Genomic DNA, 23,026 nt, shown 5'->3' with positions numbered 1-23,026 from the left:
CCTCCATTTGTATATTCGTTTTCTCTATTTTGTTACTTCTTTGACAACGACCCAAGTACCTTCCGCTTTAATGACGGTCACCGTTCGGTTCGTATCGATAAACTCACCAGAGGTAACGACATCAATTCGCTTGTCATTAATAACAATTGTTCCTGCCGGTCTCAGCGGAGTAATTGTTGTCCCTTGCAATCCGAGCAGTGAATCCTTTATATCCGCAGAAACAAAACCTTGCTCCGTTGTCAGCTTCTCGCGCAATATAAATTTGTTCCAAATACCTCTGGATTTGTTCATTCTAATAAAAATAACGATTAGAATGGTGGCTACAACTAACGCAATGACGATCGATATGAAAGCCGTCATTGGGTCTGAAGCTGCGGTAACGACTCCTGCTACCAACGCAGCACTGCCGAGCAAGCCCAAAATCCCAAAGCTTGGTACAAACACCTCGATTATGAGCAAGGCTATTCCAATTACGAACAGCACGACCGACTCCATACCGGCAAATCCAGCAACATAGTGGCCAAAGAAATAAAGGGCAAACGATAATATTCCAACAACGCCCGGTACTCCAAAGCCTGGAATGATCATTTCAATAACGATACCAGCAATGCCAAGTATGAGCAAAATCGTCATAACGATTGGATTGAGCAGCCATCTAGCTACATTTTCCGCAAGTGACGGAACAACCTCAATTTGTGTTCTGCCTTCCAAGCCCAGCCATTTGACTGCTTCATCAACGTTTGCTGCTGTATGCTCAGAGTATCCGACTTTCTCAGCTTCACTTGCTGACAGGGTAAGAATTTCTCCCTTCAGCTTATCTCTGCCAAGCTTGTCTTTCAGCTCCACCATTGCATTCGGATCCGCCATAGCGACAGCGATACTCTTGTCGCGACCCTGCAATCCTGCTGACTCACTCATTTCAGAGGTCCAATAGGAAATCGTTTTGGGATTATCCTCTAATGTCCCTGAGCCATCCACTACAGCAGCTGCACCAATCGTACTGCCCGGCTGCATGATGATATTATCAGCATTTAAAGCAATATAAGTGCCTGCTGATACGGCTTTCCCCTCAACAAAAGCCGTAGTAGGAATGGCGCTCTCCCTTATAAGATGACCAATTTCCTCTGCGTTTACGACTTTGCCGCCAAGCGTATTAATAACGAGAATCACATGCTCAGCTTTTGCTTCCTCAGCTTCTTTAAAGGCTCTCTCCAAAAAGGATTGAAGCCCCGATTCCACCGTTTGTTTGACGGGAATCACATACACTGCTGGGCCAACTTCATTTGCTGCCTTTGCTTTCCCCCCCGGTGAACCAAATAATGCTGCAAGCGTCACCATTAACACCGCTGCGATCAATGCGATTGGAGTGGCGGACATACTTCTTCGCCATCGATTCATGTGCAAGAAGGTTCCTCCTTTTTTTCGTGTTTGCTTTCTACTACGTTTGACAAATGAAAACGTTTCAGGCAGCCTTCTCCATATCATACCATTTACACTTGAAACGTACAAAAAAACACCCCCGTTAAGGGGTGTTTTGTGAGTCCGTATGTTTAGTTAGTTGAGATGTTGCTGAACGAGCTGATTTACTAGTTTACCGTCAGCGCGTCCTTTTGTTTTAGGCAAAAGGGCACTCATAACTTTTCCCATATCGGCTTTGGAAGAAGCACCGAGTTCATGGATGGTCTGCGTTACTATCTCTTGAATCTCTTCTTCAGTCAGCTGTTCGGGAAGGTATTGACTAATAATTTCAATTTCGACCACAAGACCCGCTACTAAATCATCGCGGCTGGCTTTTTTAAATTCTTGGAGGGAATCTTTACGTTGTTTGATTTCGCGACTCAATATATCAAGCACTTCGTTATCGTCCAATGGACGCTTGAGATCGATTTCCAAGTTTTTCACTGACGCGCGCATCATACGAATAACGGAAAGTTTAAACTTGTCCTGATTCTTCATGGCTTGCTTCATATCATCGGTCAATCTTTCGCTCAGGTTCATTATGGAAGGATCCTCCTAAAACTTTCTCTTGCGCGCAGCCTCAGACTTCTTCTTGCGCTTTACACTTGGCTTTTCATAATGCTTGCGTTTTTTCACCTCAGCTAGAACACCATCTTTAGCGATGGAACGTTTAAAGCGGCGAAGCGCAGCATCAATAGTTTCGTTTTTGCGAACTTTAGTTTCAGACACCAGTTTTCCCTCCCTCCGAAACAGACCGTCCAGAGCTATAACACGGTTTATCAAATTTCATTATATGTCAAACCAAAAGGCAGTGTCAACTTTAGATATCTACAACCCGAGAAGAAAGTTTCGTTCCCCCCAATACATGGATATGCAGATGATAAACAAGCTGTCCTCCGTCGGCATTAACATTGTTGACCAGTCGATAGCCTGACTCCGCAATTCCTTGTTCCTTTGCGATTTGACGAGCTACCGCGAACATCTCGGCTATGACCTCGTCATCTTCATCGGTAACATCATTCATCGTTGCGATATGCTTCTTAGGAATGATAAGAATATGTACAGGAGCAGCTGGCTGTATATCGTGGAATGCGAGAATTCTGTCATTCTCAAATACCTTCTTCGAAGGTATTGCACCCTCGATTAATTTACAGAAAATACAGTCCATAGGTTTCACCCCCTATTCGCTTTCCTTACCATATCATACCGAAATTTTAGCCGCTCGTCCAATCATTAAAGATAACCCGCAAAAACTTCGAAGGCACCCTTCCAAAAAAACGACAGAATCCATGCTGCTACTTCGAAATCTCAGCTGATTTTTCCTTCATAACAGCCTGCATCTGTTCAACAAGCTGAGCCCATTCAAGCCCGCTGGACAATCGAATAATTGCAATGCGGCTCTCCCCGATATTTGCATTAAAACCACTCATAATACCTGATATGGTTTCAAACGCACTTTTTAATCCCTGAATGTACGCTGCATCGGTTTCGTTCAGAGCACCATCATAGTGACCAATCGTTTGCAAGCCTTTAACGACATCAGTTACATAGGCTGAGGTAAGCTCTTTATTGATTTTTTCCGGCTCTGCATTCACGCTTGCTGCTTCTGCAGTAAATTCCACCAAAGCATGGCCGCTCGCAGCTGCTTGACCTGAAAGAAATGCAATGGCATACCGTTCGTCTAAAGTTTTACTTTGAAGCAAAGCATCCAGCTGCGGAAGCATTTTTTCTACATAATCTTTAGAACCAATCGCTGCTTCAAATATTTTTTGGCCTTTTACATAATTGTTTTCTTGTTTATTTTGTAAAAATTGCGAGTACAAAAAAACATTGCCGATTAAGCTGAATACAAGAATAACGAGAGTTATCGGCAGCGCGATAGAGCGTTTGCCCGTTTGCTGTGGTTCCAACTTCACAGCCTCCTTTTAGATTTGGTTAGTTCTCTTAAGGTAAACGGATTGACCCCCGTCAAAGAAAAAGACATGGCTCTCATCCACTTTTCTCCCGAGAACAGATTCGATTGCTTCGGCATACAGCTCCAGCTGGAAACGATGCCGCTCCGCTGCTTCCACCCATTGCTCCTTATAAATTCGATCCGTCTTATAATCGAGCAGTACGACGCCAGCAGCATCCTCGAACAAACAGTCTATTACCCCTTGAATCAATATCGGCTCATCTAGATCTGAATTCGGATAAACACGTTTAGCAGGGAACATGCAGCTGAACGGAACCTCTCTTCGCACCCAGTCAGCGTTTAACAACCGCTGTCCCAGCTCGCTTCGGAAAAAAGCTGCGACGTTCGGCAAATCGATTGCCTCCGATTGCTTTACTGTTAATAAACGCCGTTCAATCATATGATCAAGCGTTTGTTTAAGCATCGGTTCATCTATTTCCTCTGTGAGGGAGACAAGCTGCATAAGCAAATGATTAACAGAGCCCTTCTCAGCTGCTGTAAGCGACTTTTCCTCCATAAAGGCTGGACGTCGCAGTCGGAACGTATACGATGCTTCTGGAGCAGTTGCAGCTTCTTGAAGATGTGTATTCGCCTGATGCTGATTCAGCTCGTCCAATGGAACCGCATCCTCCTGCTCCTCCGAATACAGCCTCTTCATTTCCGTAACCGATGTTTTGGCAGCGAGTGCCGCAGCTTCTTGATGCGGATAATGCCATTCCAACCGCTCACGCAGCTCATCATCTGCTTCTACATGCTCAAGAAGCGAAAGTGAAGTAACCGCTTGAAGCCGATCTTCCTTGTCCTGGTCCTGCAGCTCCGTCTCTGACGCTGCTGCGGCTTCAGTGCCAAATATAGAAGCAGAAACAACACCAGCATGCCAGTTCGGAGCATTGTAGTCAGCCAGCTGACTGTCATTGATTTGCCTAGCCGCTAGCGGACCTAGCCAATCGATAAATGAGCGTGCGGCAGCAACCCGGAAATCAGTCATTTTACCTGAAGCATCGACGGAAGAAAGCCATCGCTTAAGCTTGGCTTCGGCATCCGCTACAGTCGCGACGAGAAACATTTTTTCCTTTGGCCGGGTTAGCGCAACATACAAAATACGCATTTCCTCTGCTAGCATTTCTTTACGCATGGCTCTTCGGATAGCCAAATAAGGAAGTGTAGGATAACTAATGCGAAGAGCAGGATCAACAAAACGAGGCCCGAAACCGAGCTCTTTGTGTTTCAAGAACGCACTTCGCACATCCTGCTGATTGAACAGCTTGCCTAGACCTGCTACGAATACAACCGGAAATTCAAGCCCCTTGCTCTTATGAATGGACATGATGCGAACGACATCCTCTTGTTCGCCGAGCGCTCTTGCAGTACCCAAGTCGCCGCCGCTATCGCGCATACGTTCGATAAATCTTAGAAATCGAAACAAACCGCGGAACGAGGTCGCTTCATACTGCCGAGCCCGGTCATGCAGCGCACGCAAATTCGCTTGACGCTGCGTCCCTCCCGGCAAGCCGCCTACAAAATCGTAATACCCGGTCTCGCGGTAGATTTCCCATAGCAAATTAGCAAGCGAGCCCTGCCTTGCTTCCTCACGCCAGCGATCCAAGCTGTCCAAGAAAAGCGAAAGCTTCCTGCGCGTGTCCTCATCCATAAACAAATCGCCTGCTGCTTGAAGAACCGCATCATAATACGTTGATTTCGCAGATTGGATGCGTATTCTTGCAAGTTCCTCACCGTTTAATGCAAATAATGGCGATCGCAATGCAGCCGCAAGCGGAATATCCTGATACGGATTATCGATAACTCTTAACAAGGAAAGCATCGTCTCGACTTCCGTCGCTTCAAAATAGCCGCTGCTCAGCTCCGCATATGCAGGAATACCGCTTCCTTGCAGCTCCTCAATGATAATTGGCGCCCACTGCTGGGTCGCTCTTAACAAGATAACGACATCCCGCCATTGCATAGGTCGATTCTCACGCCGTTTGCCATCATAAACCTGGAATCCGCTGTCGATAAGAGATTGCAGCTGCTGAGCGATCCAGCGCGCCTCCAACTGCGCCGCCTTTAGCTCGGAAGCTGATTCGAGGAGCGTTCCATTTTCTCCTTGCTCTCCCTCACCCTGTCCCTCTGATGACTCTGAGTTATCGGCATCAGCTGTCTCTTCGTCATCTGCATCCGCTTTATTCAATACGGCAAACTCAACTTGACAACGATCGGCTGGCACTGGATCTGGGTAGGTAGCGCCACATACGAGTTCTGCTCGCTCATCGTAATCCATTTCAGCTACAGTCTCGCGCATGATGGCGCGGAAAACCGCATTCACGCCATCAACAACTTCCGATCGACTGCGAAAGTTGCGCGCCAAATCGATGCGCAGAGCGTTGGACTCATCTGTTTCCGATCGCTTGTTCATCTCATGACGAGACAGATACGATTTATATTTTTGCAAAAACAGCTTCGGCTCAGCAAGGCGGAAGCCGTAAATGCTTTGCTTAACATCGCCAACCATAAACCGGTTGCCAGCACCTGGCCGTTCAATTAACGAAACGATTGCTTCCTGCACCATATTCGTATCTTGATATTCATCAAGCAATATTTCATCAAATTGCTGCTGGAATTCAATCGCTGCAATCGAAGGCAGCATTTGTTCTGGTGTAGAAGACGGATCACGCAAAATTCGTAAGCAATAATGCTCCAAATCACCAAAATCGAGCATCCCTTTCGCGCGTTTAGCCGCTTCATAGCCTTGACCAAATTCGATAACGAGCTCGGATAACGCCTTCATCAGTGGAGCAAGCTCCTGAAGCTCTTCCAAAAACTGCTCCGCAGTTCTGCCAAATAACTCATCAGAAAGTGAAGTGATCAGCTTCTTCGCTTGATCGCGCAACTCCTTCGCCTGCTCCTGAAGGGACTTGTCATATTCATCGCCGCGCATCGCCTTCAGCTTGCCGAATTCGATGGACTGAAAAGGCGCTATCCAACTTTCCCAGGGCATGGAATGTACCAGTTCCGAGAGACTGCTAATGATTTGCAAATCATCATCAAAGGTAGCCGCATAAGGTGCTGGGCCAGCAGGTTGTCGCGTTAGCTCTAAGGCTTGGTGCAGCAGCGAGCTCGCTCCTTCTAAAGCCATCTCAATATCGCCTATTAAACTGACAACCCACGTACTGTTTTGCAGCGCTGCGACATCTTCGATATTAAAGGCATCTGCGGTTTGCCTAAGCCAATATTCAGGCCATGGATGGCTTTGCGCAAAGTCGAACAATTGTTGAACCAGCCGATACAAAGGCTCATCGCCGCGCTCACCGCCATAACGATCGGCAAGCCTTAGAAAAGCGCCGTTATCGCCAGCCCCTTCATACTTTTGCTCAAATAGCTGATCGAGAACGTCAAGGCGCATTAGCTCGCTTTCGGTCTCGTTTGCAATACGAAAGCCAGGATCAAGCCCGATTAACGGATAGTAACGCCTAATGACGTCCATACAAAATGAGTGTAGTGTCGTAATCGATGCTCTATTCATTAGGGCAAGTTGCCTTCGCAAATGCTCCGAATCGGGTTGCTTTTCCAATTCAAGCTCTAAAGCGTTTCGAATCCTATCCTTCATTTCCGCTGCAGCCGCCTTCGTAAAGGTTGCAACGAGCAGACGGTCAACATCGGCGTTCGCTGATATTTTACGGATGATTCGCTCAACGAGAACGGCTGTTTTACCAGAACCCGCTGCAGCAGCTACAAGGATGTTCGAGCCGCTTGTAACGATTGCATCCCATTGATCATCGGTCCATGTACTATTTTCCGGCTTGGGCGAATCCTTTGCAGTGTGCATCATCCATTACTCCCCCTCTAGCTGCTGCCATATATGTTCCTTAGAAGGTTTGCTCAGCTTTCTATACTCATTTCCGTCGAACTGAGCATCAAACTGACAAACCGCTTTATAATCGCAATACTGACAAGGTGTTTTTGTTCCGATACGATAAGGCTCAATTGAAACATCACCCGACTGTATCGAGCTGCCAATTCGGCTGATTGTATTTCTAACAGAATGGCGAAGCACATCCCATTGTTCATTCGAGACGACCGAAGAGCTGCTATAAAAGCTTCCATCCCGCTTCAAAGCAACGGGCAGCAGCTCTGAATAGCCAGTGTCCAGCTCATCGTCCATCAGTCTAACGGTTTCCGAATCAGCCGTAACCAGTCCACGCATTTTGAATCGCTTTAAGAGCTGACCGTTTGCTTCAGCAGGGCTAATGCTGTTGGTCAGCGCCAGAATTGGATTATGCACATGAAAATAAAGTACACCGGCCGGAGAAGCAGGTCGACCAAGCCATGCCGATGCATGTGTAACCAGTACATCCAAATAAGTCAGCATCTGCAGGGAAAGCCCATGGGCAACTTCTTCAAGTCTAAGATGCGTCGAACTCGATTTGTAATCAAGCACACGCAGCAGCAGACCTTCCTCCGTTTCTGCAGCATCAACACGGTCGATCCTGCCGATAATCTCTATCTCACCGCCAGCCTCAAGCGGAATGCGGAGTGCCGGCAGCTTCCCATCAGGGCCAAAATCGACCTCGGTGCCTACGGGATGGAATTGCGCCCTTCGCGCATGTTCACCCAGCATAAGCGCTGCTTGGCCAACAATTTCCTTCAGCTTGCGAGCGATATATTGAAAACGACTGCTGCTTAACAAGATTTGTGATTGCAGCTTAGGAACCAAATCATCGACCGTTTGCGAGACGACCGCCTTAAGCTCCGCTTCCGATGTTTTTCCCCAGCGTCCTCCAAAGCTCGTCGCCACCTTACTTAGAGCAGCGTGAAACAATTGACCAACATCAGGGGCATCCAGCCGGTAAAGCTTTCTTTCCCTCAGCTTTAGGCCGTGTATGGCAAAATGCTGAAATGGACACGATACGAACCGTTCCATGCGCGATACGCTAACTTGCAGCCTCGCTCCATAAAGCTCTCGCGCTGTATCCTTAGAAAGGAACTGCTCTTGGTTCTCATAAGTTAAGGAGCTTGTCAGCAGCTGAAGCTTCTGCTGCCACTCCGGTCGAACCGCGTACCAATTGTATAGATCCCACCAGAAAGGCGCAATCTCTGCTCCCTGCTGCCATTTCCGAATAGCTCCGATCAAATAGGACATCGTACGCTGCGGCTGCGATACGAACTTTCTTTGCTCGGACAATGGCAAGCTTGGCGATGGCTCTGCCGCGATACTTTGAACGGCTATGCCCGGGAACAACTGACGGACATGCCTTACAATCTCCGAAGGCAGCAAGCTTTTCCCTTCCTCGTCGGCTTGTGCCCAGCTAAGCCATAAATGCTTGCTTGGCGTGGTCAATGCGTTATAGATCATAAATCGCTCATCAAGCAGGCGCCTGCGCACCCCTGGCGCCATTACGATTCCATCATCAGCCAAACGTTCCCGTTCCGATTCGGTAAGAATGCCGTCTTCTTTCACACGCATAGGCATGATGCCATCATTTGCGCCCAATACATAACATACATGTATATGCCCCGACCTTGTTCGGTCCATGCTGCCGATCAATACTTGATCCAGCGCTGGAGGTACCGCAGCAAGCTTCAAGCTGTCAAGCCCCGCCTCAATCATGCCGGCGAACAATTCTGGTGTTACGGTCTGTTTTCCAGCCAGTTCAACTAATTGATCCAAAAGCTGCATGACACTGTCCCAAAGCTGCTTGTGGCTTCTTGCTCTTTGTGTTTTCCCGGCTCCAGTATCTTGAATGCTCCAGCGCTCGAGCTTATCTGCTGCTTCGGATTCATCGAGCAAACGATATAAAGCCTCGCACATCCCTTGAACATTTTCGGCCTTATTCAGTGCATCGGAGAAGCGGCGAAGAGGAGGAACAACAACCTCTCTGGCTGCAAGTACAATCTTGAATTCACGCTGCGCCTTTTCGCTGATTTTGGTCTCTATATCCTCGTCATCATCAAGCGAAACAGGAACTAACGGATGCCAACGCTTATTGTCAAGCCATTTCCAACCATCAATCCCTGCAGCGAGCGCATAGTTTTCCAGCATATCGAACCAATCTCTAGGCAAACTTCCGTCAACCTTGAACAACATCTCCGTCTTAATGCAGCGGAACACCGCATCGTATCGCCAGCCAAACAAGACGGTTTCAAGCGCAGACCGAATAAACTCAACCAATGGATGATGGATGGCCTTCTCCTTCTGATCGACAAAATAAGGAATGCCGTAATCAGCAAAGACTAGTCCGATATAGTCGGTATAATCCTCTGCATTACGTACCATAACCGCAATATCCCGCCAGCGCAGCCCTTCTTTACGTGCTCTGCGAACGATATCGCGTGCAACGGCCTCAACCTCGGCACGTCGATTCGCAGCGGCATGCAGCGATAAGCCGCAGCGAGCATCTTCTGCGTCCAATATCGTTTTGTCAGCGATAAGCATCGGTATTCTCTCGCTATAATGCTTCTCAAGATGAGCAAGCATTGGACTGCTTTTAAACCGAACAGGAGGAATTTCGTCTAGCAATATGGGAGAATCGACCTCAACCTCATATTGTGCAGCCAGCTCCATCAGCTTATTGTAGGTTTCTGCTGTTGGATGAAACAGATCCAGTTCATGCGGCAGCTCGCCTATTCCATAAGTTCTGTTTAGTGTAAGTGTGACCGTCACCTGAGCGGATGAACCGATCAACGTTCCTAGCGCTTCGTACTCCGTTGGCGTAAATCCATAAAATCCATCCACCCATATATGCGCGCCGTTCATAGCAGAGGCATTAGCAAAACCATTTTGCAAATAACGCAAATAATCCTCGGCGTCAATATACATGCCCGCGAGTTCCTGCTCCATCTGACTATAAATGAGCTGCAAATCATGCAGCTTGCGCTTTAGCAATGTTGATTGGCCTGCTTCTGCCTTAGAAGCGTCCTGCTTGTCCTGTAAGAGCTCGGAATCTATTCCGTACCTTTTCCACTCTGTTAGAAGCTCTGCAAGCCTATCGATGAATCCAGGCTGTTCCGCACCGTTTTGAAACAGCTCAAGCTGCTTTCCTAGCCGATGTACGATCTTGTAGAGAAGCATATGCTTCCCCGTATCGTTAATCGGAACGAGCGCCGTTCCGCCCGTCTCCTGCATGACCCGAAAGGCAAGGCGCCGAAAGCTAAGCGCCTGTGCCCTGATCGTCCCGTTTAATTCACTGCTCTGCAGCAGCGCATATTCGGTTTGAAAAGTAGCCTGTTCCGGTACAAGCATGACGAGCGGCGGTCCGTCCGGTTGACCTTGCAGTTGCTTTCTTATTTCATTCAAGCAATAGGATGTTTTTCCGGCTCCCGAACGCCCGATGACAAAGCGAAGCGACATGTGCAACTCTCCCGTCTATTCGTTTAAATCAATTATTTGCTTCGTACTTCAAATATTGCGAATTTCAAATAATGTCCTTCATTCACGCCGAGCAGCTGAGGATGATCCTTGCCTGCCGCGCGCCATTCAACCAAACGAAGAAGCTTGCCTGCATCTACAGCCGCTTCTTGGATCGTTTCCAGAAACAGCTCAGGACGCATATGATACGAGCAGCTTGCCGTAACTAAATATCCGCCCTCATTCACAAGCTTTAAGCCTTGTAAATTGATATCTTTGTAGCCGCGGCATGCGCCTGCTACTGCGCTCTTCGTTTTTGCAAATGCCGGCGGATCAAGAATAACAACATCCCAGGTCCGTCCCGCTCCGCCTTCCATCTTCTTAGACGTATCTACGCCGCCAAGAGCGCGCTGTTTTCTCTCGTCGAGCCCTTTCACTTGAACGCGCAAATAATCGAAAGCGTCTGCGACAACAAACTCGACCCGATCTGAGTACCCGTTGCGCTCAACGTTGCGCTTTGCGGTTTCGATGGCGTGCTCCGAAACATCCAAGCATGTTACTTTCTTGGCGCCATATTTGCAAGCATGCAGTGTGAAGCTTCCTGTATGGGCAAAACATTCAAGCACCGATGCGCCATCCCAGAAAGGAAAAGTGACTACTTTGCCATTCGCGTTCACCGGCACTAAATCGGATGTACCAGATGATTTTCTTACAACGCTTGCCTCGGTTTGAACAGAGCCTGATTCCAGTGCTTCACGCTCTATGAGATGAATACCGCTCCGGCCTCCCCAGCCTTTCATAAGCGGAGCAATGGCAGCACGGTTTTCACGTTGATCGAAGAAATAGCCTGTTTTCTGGCCTTCAACAATATCAACCTCAAGCTTCAAGCCGTTTTCCTCAATTTCAATAATGGATGGGCAGTCGCCGTAAAGCACGCCCGTCCGCTCTTCCAATCCTTCAAGCACTCGAACACCTACATCACTGCGCTCATAGATGCCGACAGGCTGAAATACGTCAATCAACGCCTCAATCAGCGCTTCTCTTCTTACATCCATCCCAAGAGTCAAAAGCTGAAGCACCAGCACATTGTTGAAACGGTCAACAACAAGCCCAGGAAGAAAATCCGCTTCCCCGTAAACTAAGCGGCAATCGGCATCCGCAACGAAGCGACGGCGATGCTCTTGACACTGACGAAGGCGATCACGGAAAAAGCTTGCATCCATCGCAGCGATTGGCGTATGTGCAACGATTCTTACTGTAATTTGTGATTTTGGATTCCAATAGCCTGTTGCTAAATAACGTCCTTGATGGTTAACAACATCAACCAAATCGCCCGGCTCTGCATCGCCTTCCAAACGATCAATTTCTGTCGCATAGACCCAAGGATGTCCTTGCTCCAGCCTCTTTTTCCTTGCTTTTAGAAGAAATATTTTTGGATTGCTCACGTTTATCTCGCTTCCCCTCATTGGACTTGCTAGTCATGCTTGTCTTGCTTGCAGCATATGTATATTTACGAATCAAAACTTGAAATAAATAATAAGGAGTCCAAACCATGGTTCAGACTATACTCATTCCAATGCTGCTTGGGTTTTCTGTTTTCATGTGCGGCATGAAGCTGATGGAGCTGGCGCTGCATCGATTAGCCGGTCCCTATTTGACCGGAATCCTAAAACGATCAACCGCAACCCCGATTCACGGACTAGCAATCGGAACGGTCACGACTGCTTTTCTACAAAGCAGCACAGCCGTAACGGTTATTGCCATTGGAATGGTCAATGCCGGCTTGCTTACATTCCCGCGTACACTAGGCATAATACTCGGTACGAATATTGGCACCTGCATAACGACAGAGCTAATCGGTCTAAATTTAAATAAACTTGCCGTCCCCTTGCTCATCCTCTCGATCGGAATGTGGCTGGCAACGGCTTTACTAGGAGAATTACGTCTGTTTCCTGCTGTTCGGAATGCGCGCTGGCTTCCAGCAGTTCGTTCGACCTCTGTCGTGCTGTGCGGCTTCGCTCTGCTCCTTACTGGGATGACGATGATGCAAGGCGTAGGCTCTGCCGTCCAAGACAGTCCCATGTTCAGCTGGTTTCTTGGAAAAGCAAATGAGAGCTTATGGTGGGGGCTCGCAGCGGGTGCGCTTCTTACAGCTGCTGTTCATAGCAGCGCAGCCGTTATTGGTATCATTATGGGTTTCGTATCTATAGGCGCGATGCCTATTGAACTTGGTATCGCCGTCGTTCTCGGCGCAAACATCGGGACTTGTGCGACAGCATTGTTAGCCTCTATAGGCGGGACTAAGGCCGGGCAGTATGTGGCATGGTCGCATGTCATCTTAAACGCTGGAGGCGCATTGCTGTTTATGCCGTTCATCGGCGAGCTTGCGACGATATCGGAATGGATATCCTCGTCTGCAGCAGGGCAAATCGCTCATACGCAAACAATTTTCAATATTCTAAGCTCATTGATCGCTCTGCCATTTTGTTATCTGCCCGCATTTAGGCGCCTTGATCCCGTTACTTAGCACTAATCCGTTTGCAAACCGAGCAGCTGGAATGCTCCTGCAACGATGCGATGATTGTTATCGTATCCGGATTGCTTTTGACGTCTCCACGCTTCTCCAGGTTCAAACCAATCGACGCCGCGGATCTCTTCTACTTGCGCATGCAGAGATCCTCCAACAGCCTCAACTAAATAATAATGAACCTCTTTATCGACCATCCCGAAGGCTTCATGCTCATATTTATATTTAATTTGATCAATCGGAGCGATGATCACCCCTTCAAGACCCGTTTCTTCGACGATTTCACGCAAAGCGGTTTGTTCAATCGTTTCGCCGGGCTCCATTTTTCCTTTTGGCAGCGAAACTTTTCCGTAACGATCCTGAATGAGCTGGATTTGCAGCTTTCCTTCCTCGGTGCGGCGATAAACGACACCGCCTGCTGAAATTTCCTTCATGTCCGTTTCCCCCTTGCAGCATTAAACAAATTGTATATGCAGCAAAGGATTCCTCCATCTTTTCCACATAAGGAATCGATAAGCAAAGGAATCCCCGCATTTTGTCAAGCTATAGCTAGGCTCTTATCGCTTCCGGACGCTCCAGCACGAAGGTGTGCTGCTCCATGCTGCTTGCTGCGGCAGGATGATCTTCCATCACGCGAACAAGCTTGGCGCGACATTCGTTGACGCCTGCTTCCGTGATTTTCACTCGGCAAAGCTTGCCGATCAGCGATTCTGTGCCGTCGAATACGACCTGGATATAGTTATCCGTATAACCCATAACAAGCCCAGTACCCGGGGCACCCTTGTAATCGCGCTCTGGGATAACATCGAGAACATGGCCAACGTACTGCTCTGCGTAAGCAAGCTGCATTTTCTCAGACAAATCAATTAGCTTATGCACGCGCTCATTTTTCACTTCTTCATCCACTTGCTCGTCCATTCGAGCAGCAGGCGTACCTGTGCGTTTTGAATAAGGGAACACATGCATTTCAGCAAATTTCAAATCTTCCATGAAGCGGAAGCCTTCTTCGAACATTTCTTCCGTTTCTCCTGGGAAACCGACAATAACATCCGTTGTAATGGCAACGCCAGGCATTGCCTGATGCAATCTTTTAATTTTTGCTGCGAATTCTGCAGTCGTATATTTACGACGCATCCGCTTTAATACGGAGTCTTCACCTGCTTGGAGTGGAATATGCAGATGGCGGCACATTTTGCTGGAACGGTTCAACACATCAATCATCGCATCGTCGATTTGACTTGCTTCGATCGAACTAATTCGAATGCGCTCTAGTCCCTCTACCTTGTCCAAGTCCCATAGCAGACTTGTTAGATTGTAATTTTCCATATCATCGCCATAGCCGCCAGTGTGAATACCCGTCAGCACAATTTCCTTGTAGCCGGATGCAACGAGTTGTCTAGCTTGCTCTAGCACGCTTTCTGAAGCACGGCTGCGAGATAAACCGCGTGACCATGGAATAATACAAAACGTACAGAAGTTGTTGCAGCCCTCTTGAATTTTCAAGAAAGCACGCGTCCGCTCCGAGAAGTCCGGTACATTCAGTTCCTCAAAATCACGAGTCTTCATGATGTTGCGGACGGCGTTAACCGGCTGACGATCATCGTGAATTTGATTCACGAACGTCATAATTTTCTCCCGGTCCTGTGTCCCGATGACAAGATCGACGCCTTCAATAGCCATAATCTCTGCTGGAGAGGTCTGAGCGTAACAGCCCGTGACCGCAATGACAGCATCGGGGTTGCGTCGAACAGCGCGTCTAATGATTTGACGGCTCTTCTTGTCTCCCGTATTGGTTACCGTACATGTATTAATTAAGTAAACATCAGCAGTCGATTCGAAATCGACCTGTTCATAACCTTCGTTTTTAAATAGCTGCCATATCGCTTCTGTATCATAGAAGTTTACTTTGCAGCCCAGCGTATAAAATGCGACTGTTGGCATAGTTGTTACGCTCCTCCCATTTCACCGGATTCATATAATAAGCAGCTTAATCCTACGATGCCCGCTGTTTCCGTTCGTAATATTCTTCTGCCTAGTCCAACCAGCACAGCACCAGCTGCTTCTGCCTCGTCCGCTTCACGATCCGTGAAGCCGCCCTCAGAACCAATAATGAGCAGCACTTTCGGCGAGCTCACTTCGCCTGCTTGTGCGGTCCATTCGTTAATCGCTGTGCGAACGCCTCTGCCATGGGCAAGATGTCCTTCACGCTCATAACAAAATAAAACCAAATCATAATTGGACATAGACTTTATGAGCTCACGCCAGCTATGCAGCGGCTCAATCGCCGGAACACGGTTGCGATGTGCCTGCTCTGCCGCTTCCTTCGCAATTTTACTCCATCGCTCTATGCGCTTTGCTTCCTTCTTTGCATCATATTGAACGACCATGCGCTCGGACTGAAAGGGAACAAATGCATAAGCACCGATCTCTGTTCCTTTCTGTATCACAAGCTCCATTTTGTCGCCCTTAGGCAAGCTCTGAGCGAGCGTTATTGCCCATTTCGGCTCACTATCATTGCCTAGCATCTCAACAATTTCTGCTGTTACGAGTGTTGCAGATGCTTCAAGCACAGCGACAAGCGCCGTGCGCGACTCCCCATCGCTTACAATAAACTTATCGCCTGGCTTCGTGCGCATAACCCTTGCGGCGTGATGCGCATCGTCGCCGATTAGGCGGATTTCAGAGTCGCTAAATTGCTCCGCCGCTATGAAATATCGTTGCATGATCTTTTTCCAACCACCCTTAAACAAATTCCATCCTTCATAATAACATGTTTGTCTTCACTAAATCTATCAGAAACCGTTGCCAGCAGCCTGCGAACGGCCGCCTAGCCTCTATAAGAAAATCTGGTAAACCCACGCAAACGTATTGTTCATTAGATCTGCGCCTAACCCAAGTACAGGATCAAGTGTTACTTTACGAAGCGGCGGAATAAATACGATTAATAAAAAGATAAACATTCCCCACTGCACATTTTGATCCATTTTGTAACGAAGCTTTAGCGGCAACAGATCTGCGATGATCCGGTAGCCGTCAAGCGGAGGAAGCGGAATAAGGTTAAAAATAAACAACAAATAATTATACCAAATAAAATAATCAAAAAATCGATGTACAGCTGCATCCACACCGACAGATGCTCCGCTTAAAATATCTGAAGCCAAAATCGCAACATAAATAAAAATGCTTATCGTACCCATGAGCAAATTGCTTAACGGTCCTACTGCGGTCACTACAATGCTCATCATTCTCGGACTTTTGAATTTGCTTGGATTTACCGGTACGGGCTTCGCCCATCCAAATCCGGCAATGAGAATCAACAGCGTCCCTAGTACATCCAGATGCACACGCGGGTTTAGGGTTACACGTCCAGCATTATAAGCAGTATCATCACCAAATTTATAAGCGCTGTAAGCATGAGCGAACTCATGCACGGTAAAAGCAATAATTAAAGCCAATACGATAAATGGCAAATCCTCCAGCGGAAATCGCAAAAAGCTTTGCAAGTCCATTAAATCACCTGTGGCTTTCTCGCTACGATTGCGATCCAATCCTCATCGCGGCGCTTTTCAATAATTTCAAATCCATGACGAATTAATCCTTCTTCTACATCGGTTTCTTTATTTTTGTAAATGCCGGAAGCAATATAAATTCCGTTTGGTTTTAATGCCGCAAATACATCGTCCACAAACATCAGGATGATTTCTGCCAAAATATTAGCAACAACAAGATCTACGGGCACGGTAACTCTGAAAGCGCCATTCGCAGCTGCTTGTTCTCCTCCAGCAGATTCTTCCTTAATTACACCAAGCAAATCGCTAAGCCGCACTTCAACTTTCTCCGAAAGATTGTTTAGCGACACGTTCTCTTTGGCACTGGAAACAGCAACGGGATCAAGGTCAACAGCAAGCACGCTCTTCGCGCCAAGCAGACAAGCTCCAATAGCGAGTATTCCCGATCCTGTGCCGACATCAATGACTTCTTCTCCGCCGCGAATGACAGTCTCAAGCGTTTGCAGACACAATGAGGTCGTAGGGTGTGTCCCTGTTCCAAAAGCCATTCCTGGATCCAGCTCGATTATGCGCTCATCCGGACCTGCTTCATACTCTTCCCAAGTTGGTTTAATCGTTAACTTATCTGAAATGCGAATCGGCTTGAAATATTGCTTCCATGCAGTCGCCCAATCCTCATCATCTACAGTTGCAACGATATATTCTACAGTTCCGGGATCAATATCAAATTCACGAAGCTCTTCGACACGAGGTCTAATCGCTGCAACTAGCGCATCGGTATCGGTGTCTTCTCCAAAATAGCCCTTGATGATCGCTTGGCCTTCTGGAATATCGTTAAGCGGCGTTTCGTACCATTGTCCAAATGATGTATCACGCTGTTTGCTGAGTGTACCCGATTCTTCAATGGATACGCCTCCTGCTCCCATCTCATGCAAAAAGTTGGATATCATCTCTTGCGCCTCTTCAGTTGTTGAAATTGTAAGTTCAAACCATTTCATATGTAATATCCTCCAATGCCAATCGTAAACGGCTATCGCCGACCGCGGTCGACTAGACAAACGTTTCGCTTTAAAAACCTAACATCTATTGTACACCAGAGTAGTGCCTTTGCACAAAAAAATGACACAAGAGACCGACTGCTGTATTTATGCTACAATCGTTACGGAATCTGGAAGAGGATAATTACAATTCCAGCAAGCTTTTTATCGTCGGGAGGTTTACTGCAATTATGTCACCTAGAAATATTGAAAAAGATCAGAAGCTGCGTGATGAGCGGCAGCGCCAAATACTAGAAGCAGCGATGCATGTTATAGCGCGGCGAGGATTGCCAGCAACCAAGATAGCTGATATTGCTGCAACGGCCGGCATTAGCGTTGGCAACGTTTATAAATATTTTCGCTCAAAAGAGGACATATTCCAAGCGCTGTTAGAAAGCGGCCAAAAAGAATACAGAGAGTTCGTTGAGCAGGCGCAGCAAATGCCGGTTCCGCCCTATGATAAGCTGTTCTTGTAGTAGGATTAACCGCACATTCTTCCCTGCTTCCATTTCAACTATCCGGCGGAATGAAGCAGCGTACCGCAATTGCACGCACATTAGCGACGAATCCGCAAATCATTTTGATGGATGAACCGTTTGCTTCACTCGATGCCATAACACGTGAATCACTTCAATATTTAATCCGACAAATCGCACTCGAAACGGGAAAAACGATCATTTTCATTACCCATGATGTTGACGAAGCTTTGCTGCTTGGCACAAGAATCATAACGATGCAAGGCGCTCCTGGCAGAATTGAGCTGGATTTGGCAAATCCGCTAACGAAACGAGCTGAACCATTCACTGCGGTTCGAAAGCATAGCAAGTACAGCGAATGGCGTGACATTCTCGTCCAATCGCTGCGCCCTGCACAGCTGGAGCTTCTAGTAGCAGCTCATATTTAATGGTTCAAACGAATAAAAGGGACTGAAGGCTATACTAGCCCGCAGTCCCTTTTTATGTTTAAGTAATAATTGTATTTGCGTTGCCGCCCATTTGTTTAATAAGATGAAGCGCGCGTTCGGCGACTTCATCATCTATGGTTGCCGTCAGCAATCCGCTGTCAAGCAACCCGTTCACTTCAATTGCACGCAGCGCTTGAAGCTTCCGCATCGTCTCCTGAGCAGCACCCTCACCCTCGAAGGTCGCTTGGATTTCAATATGGCTCATTATGCCTGCTCGTTGCGCTCATCAGCTGCAGCTGCACGCTGAGCAGCTTTGCGATCTGCTTCGTCAGCAAGCTCTTCAGAAAATTCCACATCTTCGTTTTCGCCTACAGGCAGGTTGCCAAAGTTTGTTTTCTCCAAGCTGTTATTGTTGTTGTTATTGTTTGTCATCGTATTAGTTCCCTCCGGTTGTGTGTTGATGTATGGTTTTCCTACCCGAATAGAGTATGTTAATCCACCCCATTCTATACAGCCGTGGGAAGAAAAAAAGACGTGCCGGGTTATTCACCGCGGAACGCCTTTTTCATTTTTTCGAATATAGATTCATGATGTTCTTGATCATTCGATACGGAATCGCCGCTTAGCCCGCCAAACTGACGAAGCAGGTCCTTCTGATCATCCGTCAAGCTCGTTGGTGTTACGATAGTAACCTTCACATGCTGATCGCCTTGACCGTATCCACGAAGCTTAGGAACACCCTTGCCTTTGAGTCTGAAGTAAGTGCCTGTTTGTGTGCCAGCTGGCACCTTGAGCTTCACTTTCTCCGTTAACGTAGGAATCTCAATTTCATCGCCAAGAGCTGCTTGCACGAATGTAAGCGGAACTTCGCAATAAATATCATCGCCTTCACGTTCGAAAAACTCATGCGGCTTCACACGGATAACAATATACAAGTCGCCCGCAGGACCGCCGCGAAGACCGCCCTCACCCTCGCCAGACATACGGATTTGAGCTCCGTCATCTACGCCGGCTGGAATACGGATGTTGATTTTGCGTTGACGCTTCACTTTACCCGCGCCATGGCAAGTTGTACATTTATCTTTTATTACGCGGCCTGTTCCGCTGCAATTCGTACAAGCACGACGGTTGACCATACGGCCAAATGGCGTATTTTGAACAACCTCCTGCTGTCCGCTGCCCTTACAAACCGAACAGCTCTCCGGCTTCGTACCCGGCTTAGCTCCATCGCCATGACAGGTATCGCAAGTTTCTGTTCTAGGAATCGTAATTTCAGTTTCTTTGCCGAATACCGCTTCCTTAAACTCAACTGTCATTGTATATTGCAGGTCATTGCCGCGCTGCGGTGCGTTCGGATCACGACGACCGCCTCCGCCGCCAAAAAACATGTCGAAAATATCGCCGAAGCCTCCGCCGAAATCAGCGCCGCCTCCGCCGCCCATACCTTGGTTTGGATCAACATGGCCGAACCGGTCATACGTTGAACGTTTTCCATCGTCACTTAGTACATCGTAAGCTTCTTTAACTTCCTTGAACTTCGTTTCTGCATCTGCAGCTTTATTTACATCGGGATGATATTGACGTGCTAGCTGACGGTATGATTTTTTAATATCGTCTGCTGAAGCATCCTTGCCAACACCAAGAACCTCATAATAATCGCGTTTGCTTGCCACCTGTTCTCACCTCCGCTATATATCCTATGATTCCTCTATAAGCACGAAAGGAGGTCAAAGCCAGGTAGCGCCTGTCTTTGACCTCTCGCTCGCTACACTTTATTTATTATCGTCAACCACTTCATAGTCAGCGTCTACTACATTGTCTTTGCCTTTTGCAGCGCCGCCAGCTTCTGGGCCAGCACCTTCAGCTGCTTGTGAAGCTTGCTCATAAAGCTTAACTGAAAGCTGTTGAACGATTTCAGTCAGCTCTTCAGCTGCTGCATTGATTTGTTCAAGATCGTCTGTTGCAAGTGCTGCAACTACTTTCTCTTTTGCAGCGTTAGCTTTTTCGATTTCAGCAGCATCAACTTTATCGCCAAGATCTTTAATTGTTTTGTCAACGGAGTAAACCAATTGGTCAGCGCTGTTTTTCGCTTCAACAAGGTCGCGACGTTTGCGATCTTCTTCAGCGTTAAGCTCAGCGTCTTTCATCATTTGGTTGATTTCATCATCGCTCAGGCCGCTTGAAGATGTAATCGTAATTTTTTGGCTCTTGCCTGTTCCTTTATCAAGAGCAGACACGTTTACGATACCGTTCGCATCGATGTCGAAAGTAACTTCGATTTGCGGAACGCCGCGTGGTGCAAGAGGAATATCGTTCAATGTGAAACGACCAAGCGTTTTGTTGCCTGCCGCCATCGAGCGCTCACCTTGCAAGACGTGAATTTCTACGCCTGGTTGATTGTCTGCATATGTGGAGTACACTTGCGATTTGCTTGTAGGAATCGTAGTGTTGCGATCGATCATCTTAGTGAACACGCCGCCAGCTGTTTCAATACCAAGCGACAATGGAGTAACGTCAAGCAATACAACGTCTTTCACATCGCCAGTCAATACGCCCGCTTGTACAGCTGCGCCAAGAGCTACAACCTCATCCGGGTTAACACCTTTATGCGGTTCTTTGCCGATCAATTTTTTAACTGCTTCTTGTACCGCTGGAATACGAGTCGATCCGCCCACGAGTACAACTTTATCGATATCGCTTGGGGACATTCCTGCATCGCTAAGCGCTTGACGAGTAGGTCCAAGCGTACGCTCTACAAGGGAAGCTGCAAGCTCTTCAAATTTCGCGCGAGTAAGGCTAAGCTCCAAATGCTGAGGAACGCCGTCAACCATTGTAATGAACGGAAGAGAGATAGCTGAAGTCAATACGCCGGAAAGTTCTTTTTTCGCTTTCTCAGCAGCATCTTTCAAACGTTGAACAGCTGATTTATCTTTGGAAAGATCAATGCCTTGCTCTTTCTTGAATTCAGCAACAAGGTGATCGATGACAACTTGGTCAAAGTCATCTCCGCCTAGTTTGTTGTCGCCGCTTGTCGCTTTAACTTCGAAGAAGCCATCGCCAAGCTCAAGAATGGAAACGTCAAATGTACCGCCGCCAAGGTCATAAACAAGAATCGTTTGATCTTCTGTTTTCTCAAGGCCGTATGCCAGTGCTGCAGCTGTTGGCTCGTTGACAATACGAAGAACTTCAAGACCAGCAATTTTACCAGCATCTTTAGTCGCTTGACGTTGGCTGTCATTGAAATAAGCAGGAACCGTAATAACGGCTTGCGTTACCGTTTGACCCAAGTAAGCTTCAGCATCAGCTTTCAATTTTTGCAAAATGATTGCAGAAATCTCTTGTGGTGTGTAATCTTTATCGTCAATTTTTTCTTTGTGGTTCGTACCAATGTGGCGTTTAATCGAGCTGATTGTACGATCAGGGTTTGTGATCGCTTGACGTTTTGCTGTTTCACCAACAACACGCTCGCCATCTTTCTTGAAACCTACTACGGAAGGAGTTGTGCGGTTGCCTTCCGGGTTAGGAATAACAACTGCTTCTCCGCCCTCCATTACTGCTACGCAAGAGTTTGTTGTACCAAGGTCAATACCAATTACTTTACTCATAGCTATAGTTCCTCCTACAATTTTTATATTTTATCCTAATAACAGCTTGCTTTGTCTCATTTATCGAGAAAAAGTTTTACCGTTTAACTGCTTACTTTAACCATCGCTGGACGCAATACCTTGTCTTTCAAGATATAGCCCTTCTGAACTTCCTCAACAATGATACCCTCTTCATACTCATCGGAATCTACTGTCATAATCGCTTGATGGAATTCAGGGTTAAAAGGCTCGCCAACTACGTTCATAGCTTTAAGGCCTTCCTGCTCAAGTGTTGACTCGAGCTGACGGAAAATCATGTCTACACCCTTCGCAAGTGATTCAAAATCACCGTTAACGGATGCGGCTGCTACAGCGCGCTCAAAATTATCTACAACCGGAAGCAGTTGACCGATCAGCTTCATCGATGCGTACTGTCCGAGTTCTTCTTTTTCTTTCATTGTACGACGGCGGAAGTTATCGAAATCCGCTTGTGCGCGCAAGAAGCGCTGCTCTTTCTCCTCAGCCAGCTTCACAAGCTCCGCATAACGCGAATCTTCTTCCACAACCTCGTTTACAGTATCCTCGCTTGCTTGATCTGATTGCTCAGCAGATACCACTTCTTCTACAGCCTCGGCTGCCTCATTATGTTGTTCTTTCGTACTCATGCAATCACCTCCTAAAAAAGTTTACGAAGTAAACTTGGCAAAATAT

Annotated in this window: 21 protein-coding genes; 3 read left to right on the top strand and 18 right to left on the bottom strand. The window is 47.3% G+C overall.

Annotated features, from left to right (window positions below):
- Window positions 1-24: 24 nt before the first annotated feature.
- From AC1DM9_RS06550 to AC1DM9_RS06515, 8 genes are all read right to left on the bottom strand, one after another.
- Window positions 25-1,398 (bottom strand): NfeD family protein, encoded by a 1,374-nt coding sequence (locus AC1DM9_RS06550; protein ID WP_477579319.1) that lies wholly within the window; start codon window positions 1,396-1,398, stop codon window positions 25-27.
- Window positions 1,399-1,554: 156 nt separating this feature from the next.
- A complete protein-coding gene (locus AC1DM9_RS06545; RefSeq protein ID WP_076266886.1) occupies window positions 1,555-1,998 on the bottom strand; it encodes a GatB/YqeY domain-containing protein in 444 nt (147 codons plus the stop codon).
- Between the two features lie 15 nt (window positions 1,999-2,013).
- Window positions 2,014-2,187 carry a 30S ribosomal protein S21 gene (gene rpsU / locus AC1DM9_RS06540; RefSeq protein WP_005547957.1) on the bottom strand — a complete coding sequence of 58 codons (174 nt, stop codon included), beginning with the start codon at window positions 2,185-2,187 and terminating at the stop codon, window positions 2,014-2,016.
- Window positions 2,188-2,278: 91 nt separating this feature from the next.
- Window positions 2,279-2,626: a histidine triad nucleotide-binding protein gene (locus AC1DM9_RS06535; RefSeq protein ID WP_076266885.1), complete on the bottom strand. Its 348-nt coding sequence runs from the start codon at window positions 2,624-2,626 to the stop codon at window positions 2,279-2,281.
- A 127-nt stretch (window positions 2,627-2,753) separates the two neighbouring features.
- Entirely contained in the window at window positions 2,754-3,368 is a 615-nt protein-coding gene (locus tag AC1DM9_RS06530; protein ID WP_477511363.1) for a hypothetical protein, read from the bottom strand.
- Window positions 3,369-3,383: 15 nt separating this feature from the next.
- Window positions 3,384-7,238: a helicase-exonuclease AddAB subunit AddA gene (gene addA, locus AC1DM9_RS06525; RefSeq protein ID WP_477579145.1), complete on the bottom strand. Its 3,855-nt coding sequence runs from the start codon at window positions 7,236-7,238 to the stop codon at window positions 3,384-3,386.
- Between the two features lie 3 nt (window positions 7,239-7,241).
- Entirely contained in the window at window positions 7,242-10,757 is a 3,516-nt protein-coding gene (gene addB / locus AC1DM9_RS06520; RefSeq protein ID WP_477579143.1) for a helicase-exonuclease AddAB subunit AddB, read from the bottom strand.
- A gap of 32 nt (window positions 10,758-10,789) precedes the next feature.
- Window positions 10,790-12,220: a class I SAM-dependent rRNA methyltransferase gene (locus AC1DM9_RS06515; RefSeq protein ID WP_477579141.1), complete on the bottom strand. Its 1,431-nt coding sequence runs from the start codon at window positions 12,218-12,220 to the stop codon at window positions 10,790-10,792.
- Between the two features lie 86 nt (window positions 12,221-12,306).
- Here AC1DM9_RS06515 and AC1DM9_RS06510 point away from each other — a divergent pair, with 86 nt between their 5' ends.
- Window positions 12,307-13,281 carry a Na/Pi cotransporter family protein gene (locus tag AC1DM9_RS06510; RefSeq protein ID WP_477511359.1) on the top strand — a complete coding sequence of 325 codons (975 nt, stop codon included), beginning with the start codon at window positions 12,307-12,309 and terminating at the stop codon, window positions 13,279-13,281.
- A gap of 2 nt (window positions 13,282-13,283) precedes the next feature.
- Here the strand turns inward: AC1DM9_RS06510 and AC1DM9_RS06505 are convergent, their stop codons facing one another.
- The 5 genes from AC1DM9_RS06505 to prmA all read right to left on the bottom strand — a co-directional run bounded on the left by AC1DM9_RS06505 (window position 13,284) and on the right by prmA (window position 17,788).
- Window positions 13,284-13,715: an NUDIX hydrolase gene (locus AC1DM9_RS06505; RefSeq protein WP_076266880.1), complete on the bottom strand. Its 432-nt coding sequence runs from the start codon at window positions 13,713-13,715 to the stop codon at window positions 13,284-13,286.
- A gap of 115 nt (window positions 13,716-13,830) precedes the next feature.
- Window positions 13,831-15,222 (bottom strand): tRNA (N(6)-L-threonylcarbamoyladenosine(37)-C(2))-methylthiotransferase MtaB, encoded by a 1,392-nt coding sequence (mtaB, locus tag AC1DM9_RS06500; RefSeq protein ID WP_477511358.1) that lies wholly within the window; start codon window positions 15,220-15,222, stop codon window positions 13,831-13,833.
- A gap of 5 nt (window positions 15,223-15,227) precedes the next feature.
- Window positions 15,228-16,004: an RsmE family RNA methyltransferase gene (locus AC1DM9_RS06495; RefSeq protein WP_477579138.1), complete on the bottom strand. Its 777-nt coding sequence runs from the start codon at window positions 16,002-16,004 to the stop codon at window positions 15,228-15,230.
- A gap of 111 nt (window positions 16,005-16,115) precedes the next feature.
- Complete coding sequence (locus AC1DM9_RS06490; RefSeq protein WP_076266879.1) at window positions 16,116-16,790, bottom strand: site-2 protease family protein; 675 nt, start codon at window positions 16,788-16,790, stop codon at window positions 16,116-16,118.
- Window positions 16,790-17,788, bottom strand: coding sequence for a 50S ribosomal protein L11 methyltransferase (prmA, locus tag AC1DM9_RS06485; protein ID WP_441881060.1), 999 nt, complete (start codon window positions 17,786-17,788; stop codon window positions 16,790-16,792). The genes AC1DM9_RS06490 and prmA overlap by 1 nt, the downstream gene beginning before the upstream one ends.
- A 230-nt stretch (window positions 17,789-18,018) precedes the next feature.
- On the opposite strand from prmA, the gene AC1DM9_RS06480 reads away from it, so the two are divergent.
- Both AC1DM9_RS06480 and AC1DM9_RS06475 read left to right on the top strand, forming a co-directional pair.
- Entirely contained in the window at window positions 18,019-18,303 is a 285-nt protein-coding gene (locus AC1DM9_RS06480; RefSeq protein ID WP_441881059.1) for a TetR/AcrR family transcriptional regulator, read from the top strand.
- 23 nt (window positions 18,304-18,326) lie between these two features.
- A complete protein-coding gene (locus AC1DM9_RS06475) occupies window positions 18,327-18,731 on the top strand; it encodes an ATP-binding cassette domain-containing protein (RefSeq protein ID WP_477579317.1) in 405 nt (134 codons plus the stop codon).
- Window positions 18,732-18,789: 58 nt separating this feature from the next.
- Here AC1DM9_RS06475 and AC1DM9_RS06470 read toward each other — a convergent pair whose 3' ends face one another.
- The 5 genes from AC1DM9_RS06470 to grpE all read right to left on the bottom strand — a co-directional run bounded on the left by AC1DM9_RS06470 (window position 18,790) and on the right by grpE (window position 22,980).
- Window positions 18,790-18,996, bottom strand: a complete 207-nt coding sequence (locus tag AC1DM9_RS06470; RefSeq protein ID WP_076266876.1) for a hypothetical protein — start codon at window positions 18,994-18,996, stop codon at window positions 18,790-18,792.
- Window positions 18,996-19,163 (bottom strand): YfhD family protein, encoded by a 168-nt coding sequence (locus AC1DM9_RS06465; RefSeq protein WP_076266875.1) that lies wholly within the window; start codon window positions 19,161-19,163, stop codon window positions 18,996-18,998. The genes AC1DM9_RS06470 and AC1DM9_RS06465 overlap by 1 nt, the downstream gene beginning before the upstream one ends.
- 110 nt (window positions 19,164-19,273) lie before the next feature.
- On the bottom strand, window positions 19,274-20,404 hold the full coding sequence (gene dnaJ, locus AC1DM9_RS06460; protein ID WP_076266874.1) for a molecular chaperone DnaJ: 1,131 nt from the start codon (window positions 20,402-20,404) through the stop codon (window positions 19,274-19,276).
- Window positions 20,405-20,503: 99 nt separating this feature from the next.
- Window positions 20,504-22,336 (bottom strand): molecular chaperone DnaK, encoded by a 1,833-nt coding sequence (gene dnaK, locus AC1DM9_RS06455; RefSeq protein ID WP_076266873.1) that lies wholly within the window; start codon window positions 22,334-22,336, stop codon window positions 20,504-20,506.
- An 83-nt stretch (window positions 22,337-22,419) separates the two neighbouring features.
- Window positions 22,420-22,980 carry a nucleotide exchange factor GrpE gene (grpE, locus tag AC1DM9_RS06450; protein WP_477511355.1) on the bottom strand — a complete coding sequence of 187 codons (561 nt, stop codon included), beginning with the start codon at window positions 22,978-22,980 and terminating at the stop codon, window positions 22,420-22,422.
- Between the last annotated feature and the right edge of the window lie 46 nt (window positions 22,981-23,026).

Source organism: Paenibacillus sp. 01T431, assembly GCF_056398625.1.
Note: the sequence above shows the minus strand (reverse complement) of the source record. Positions and strands in the feature narration are given on the sequence as shown.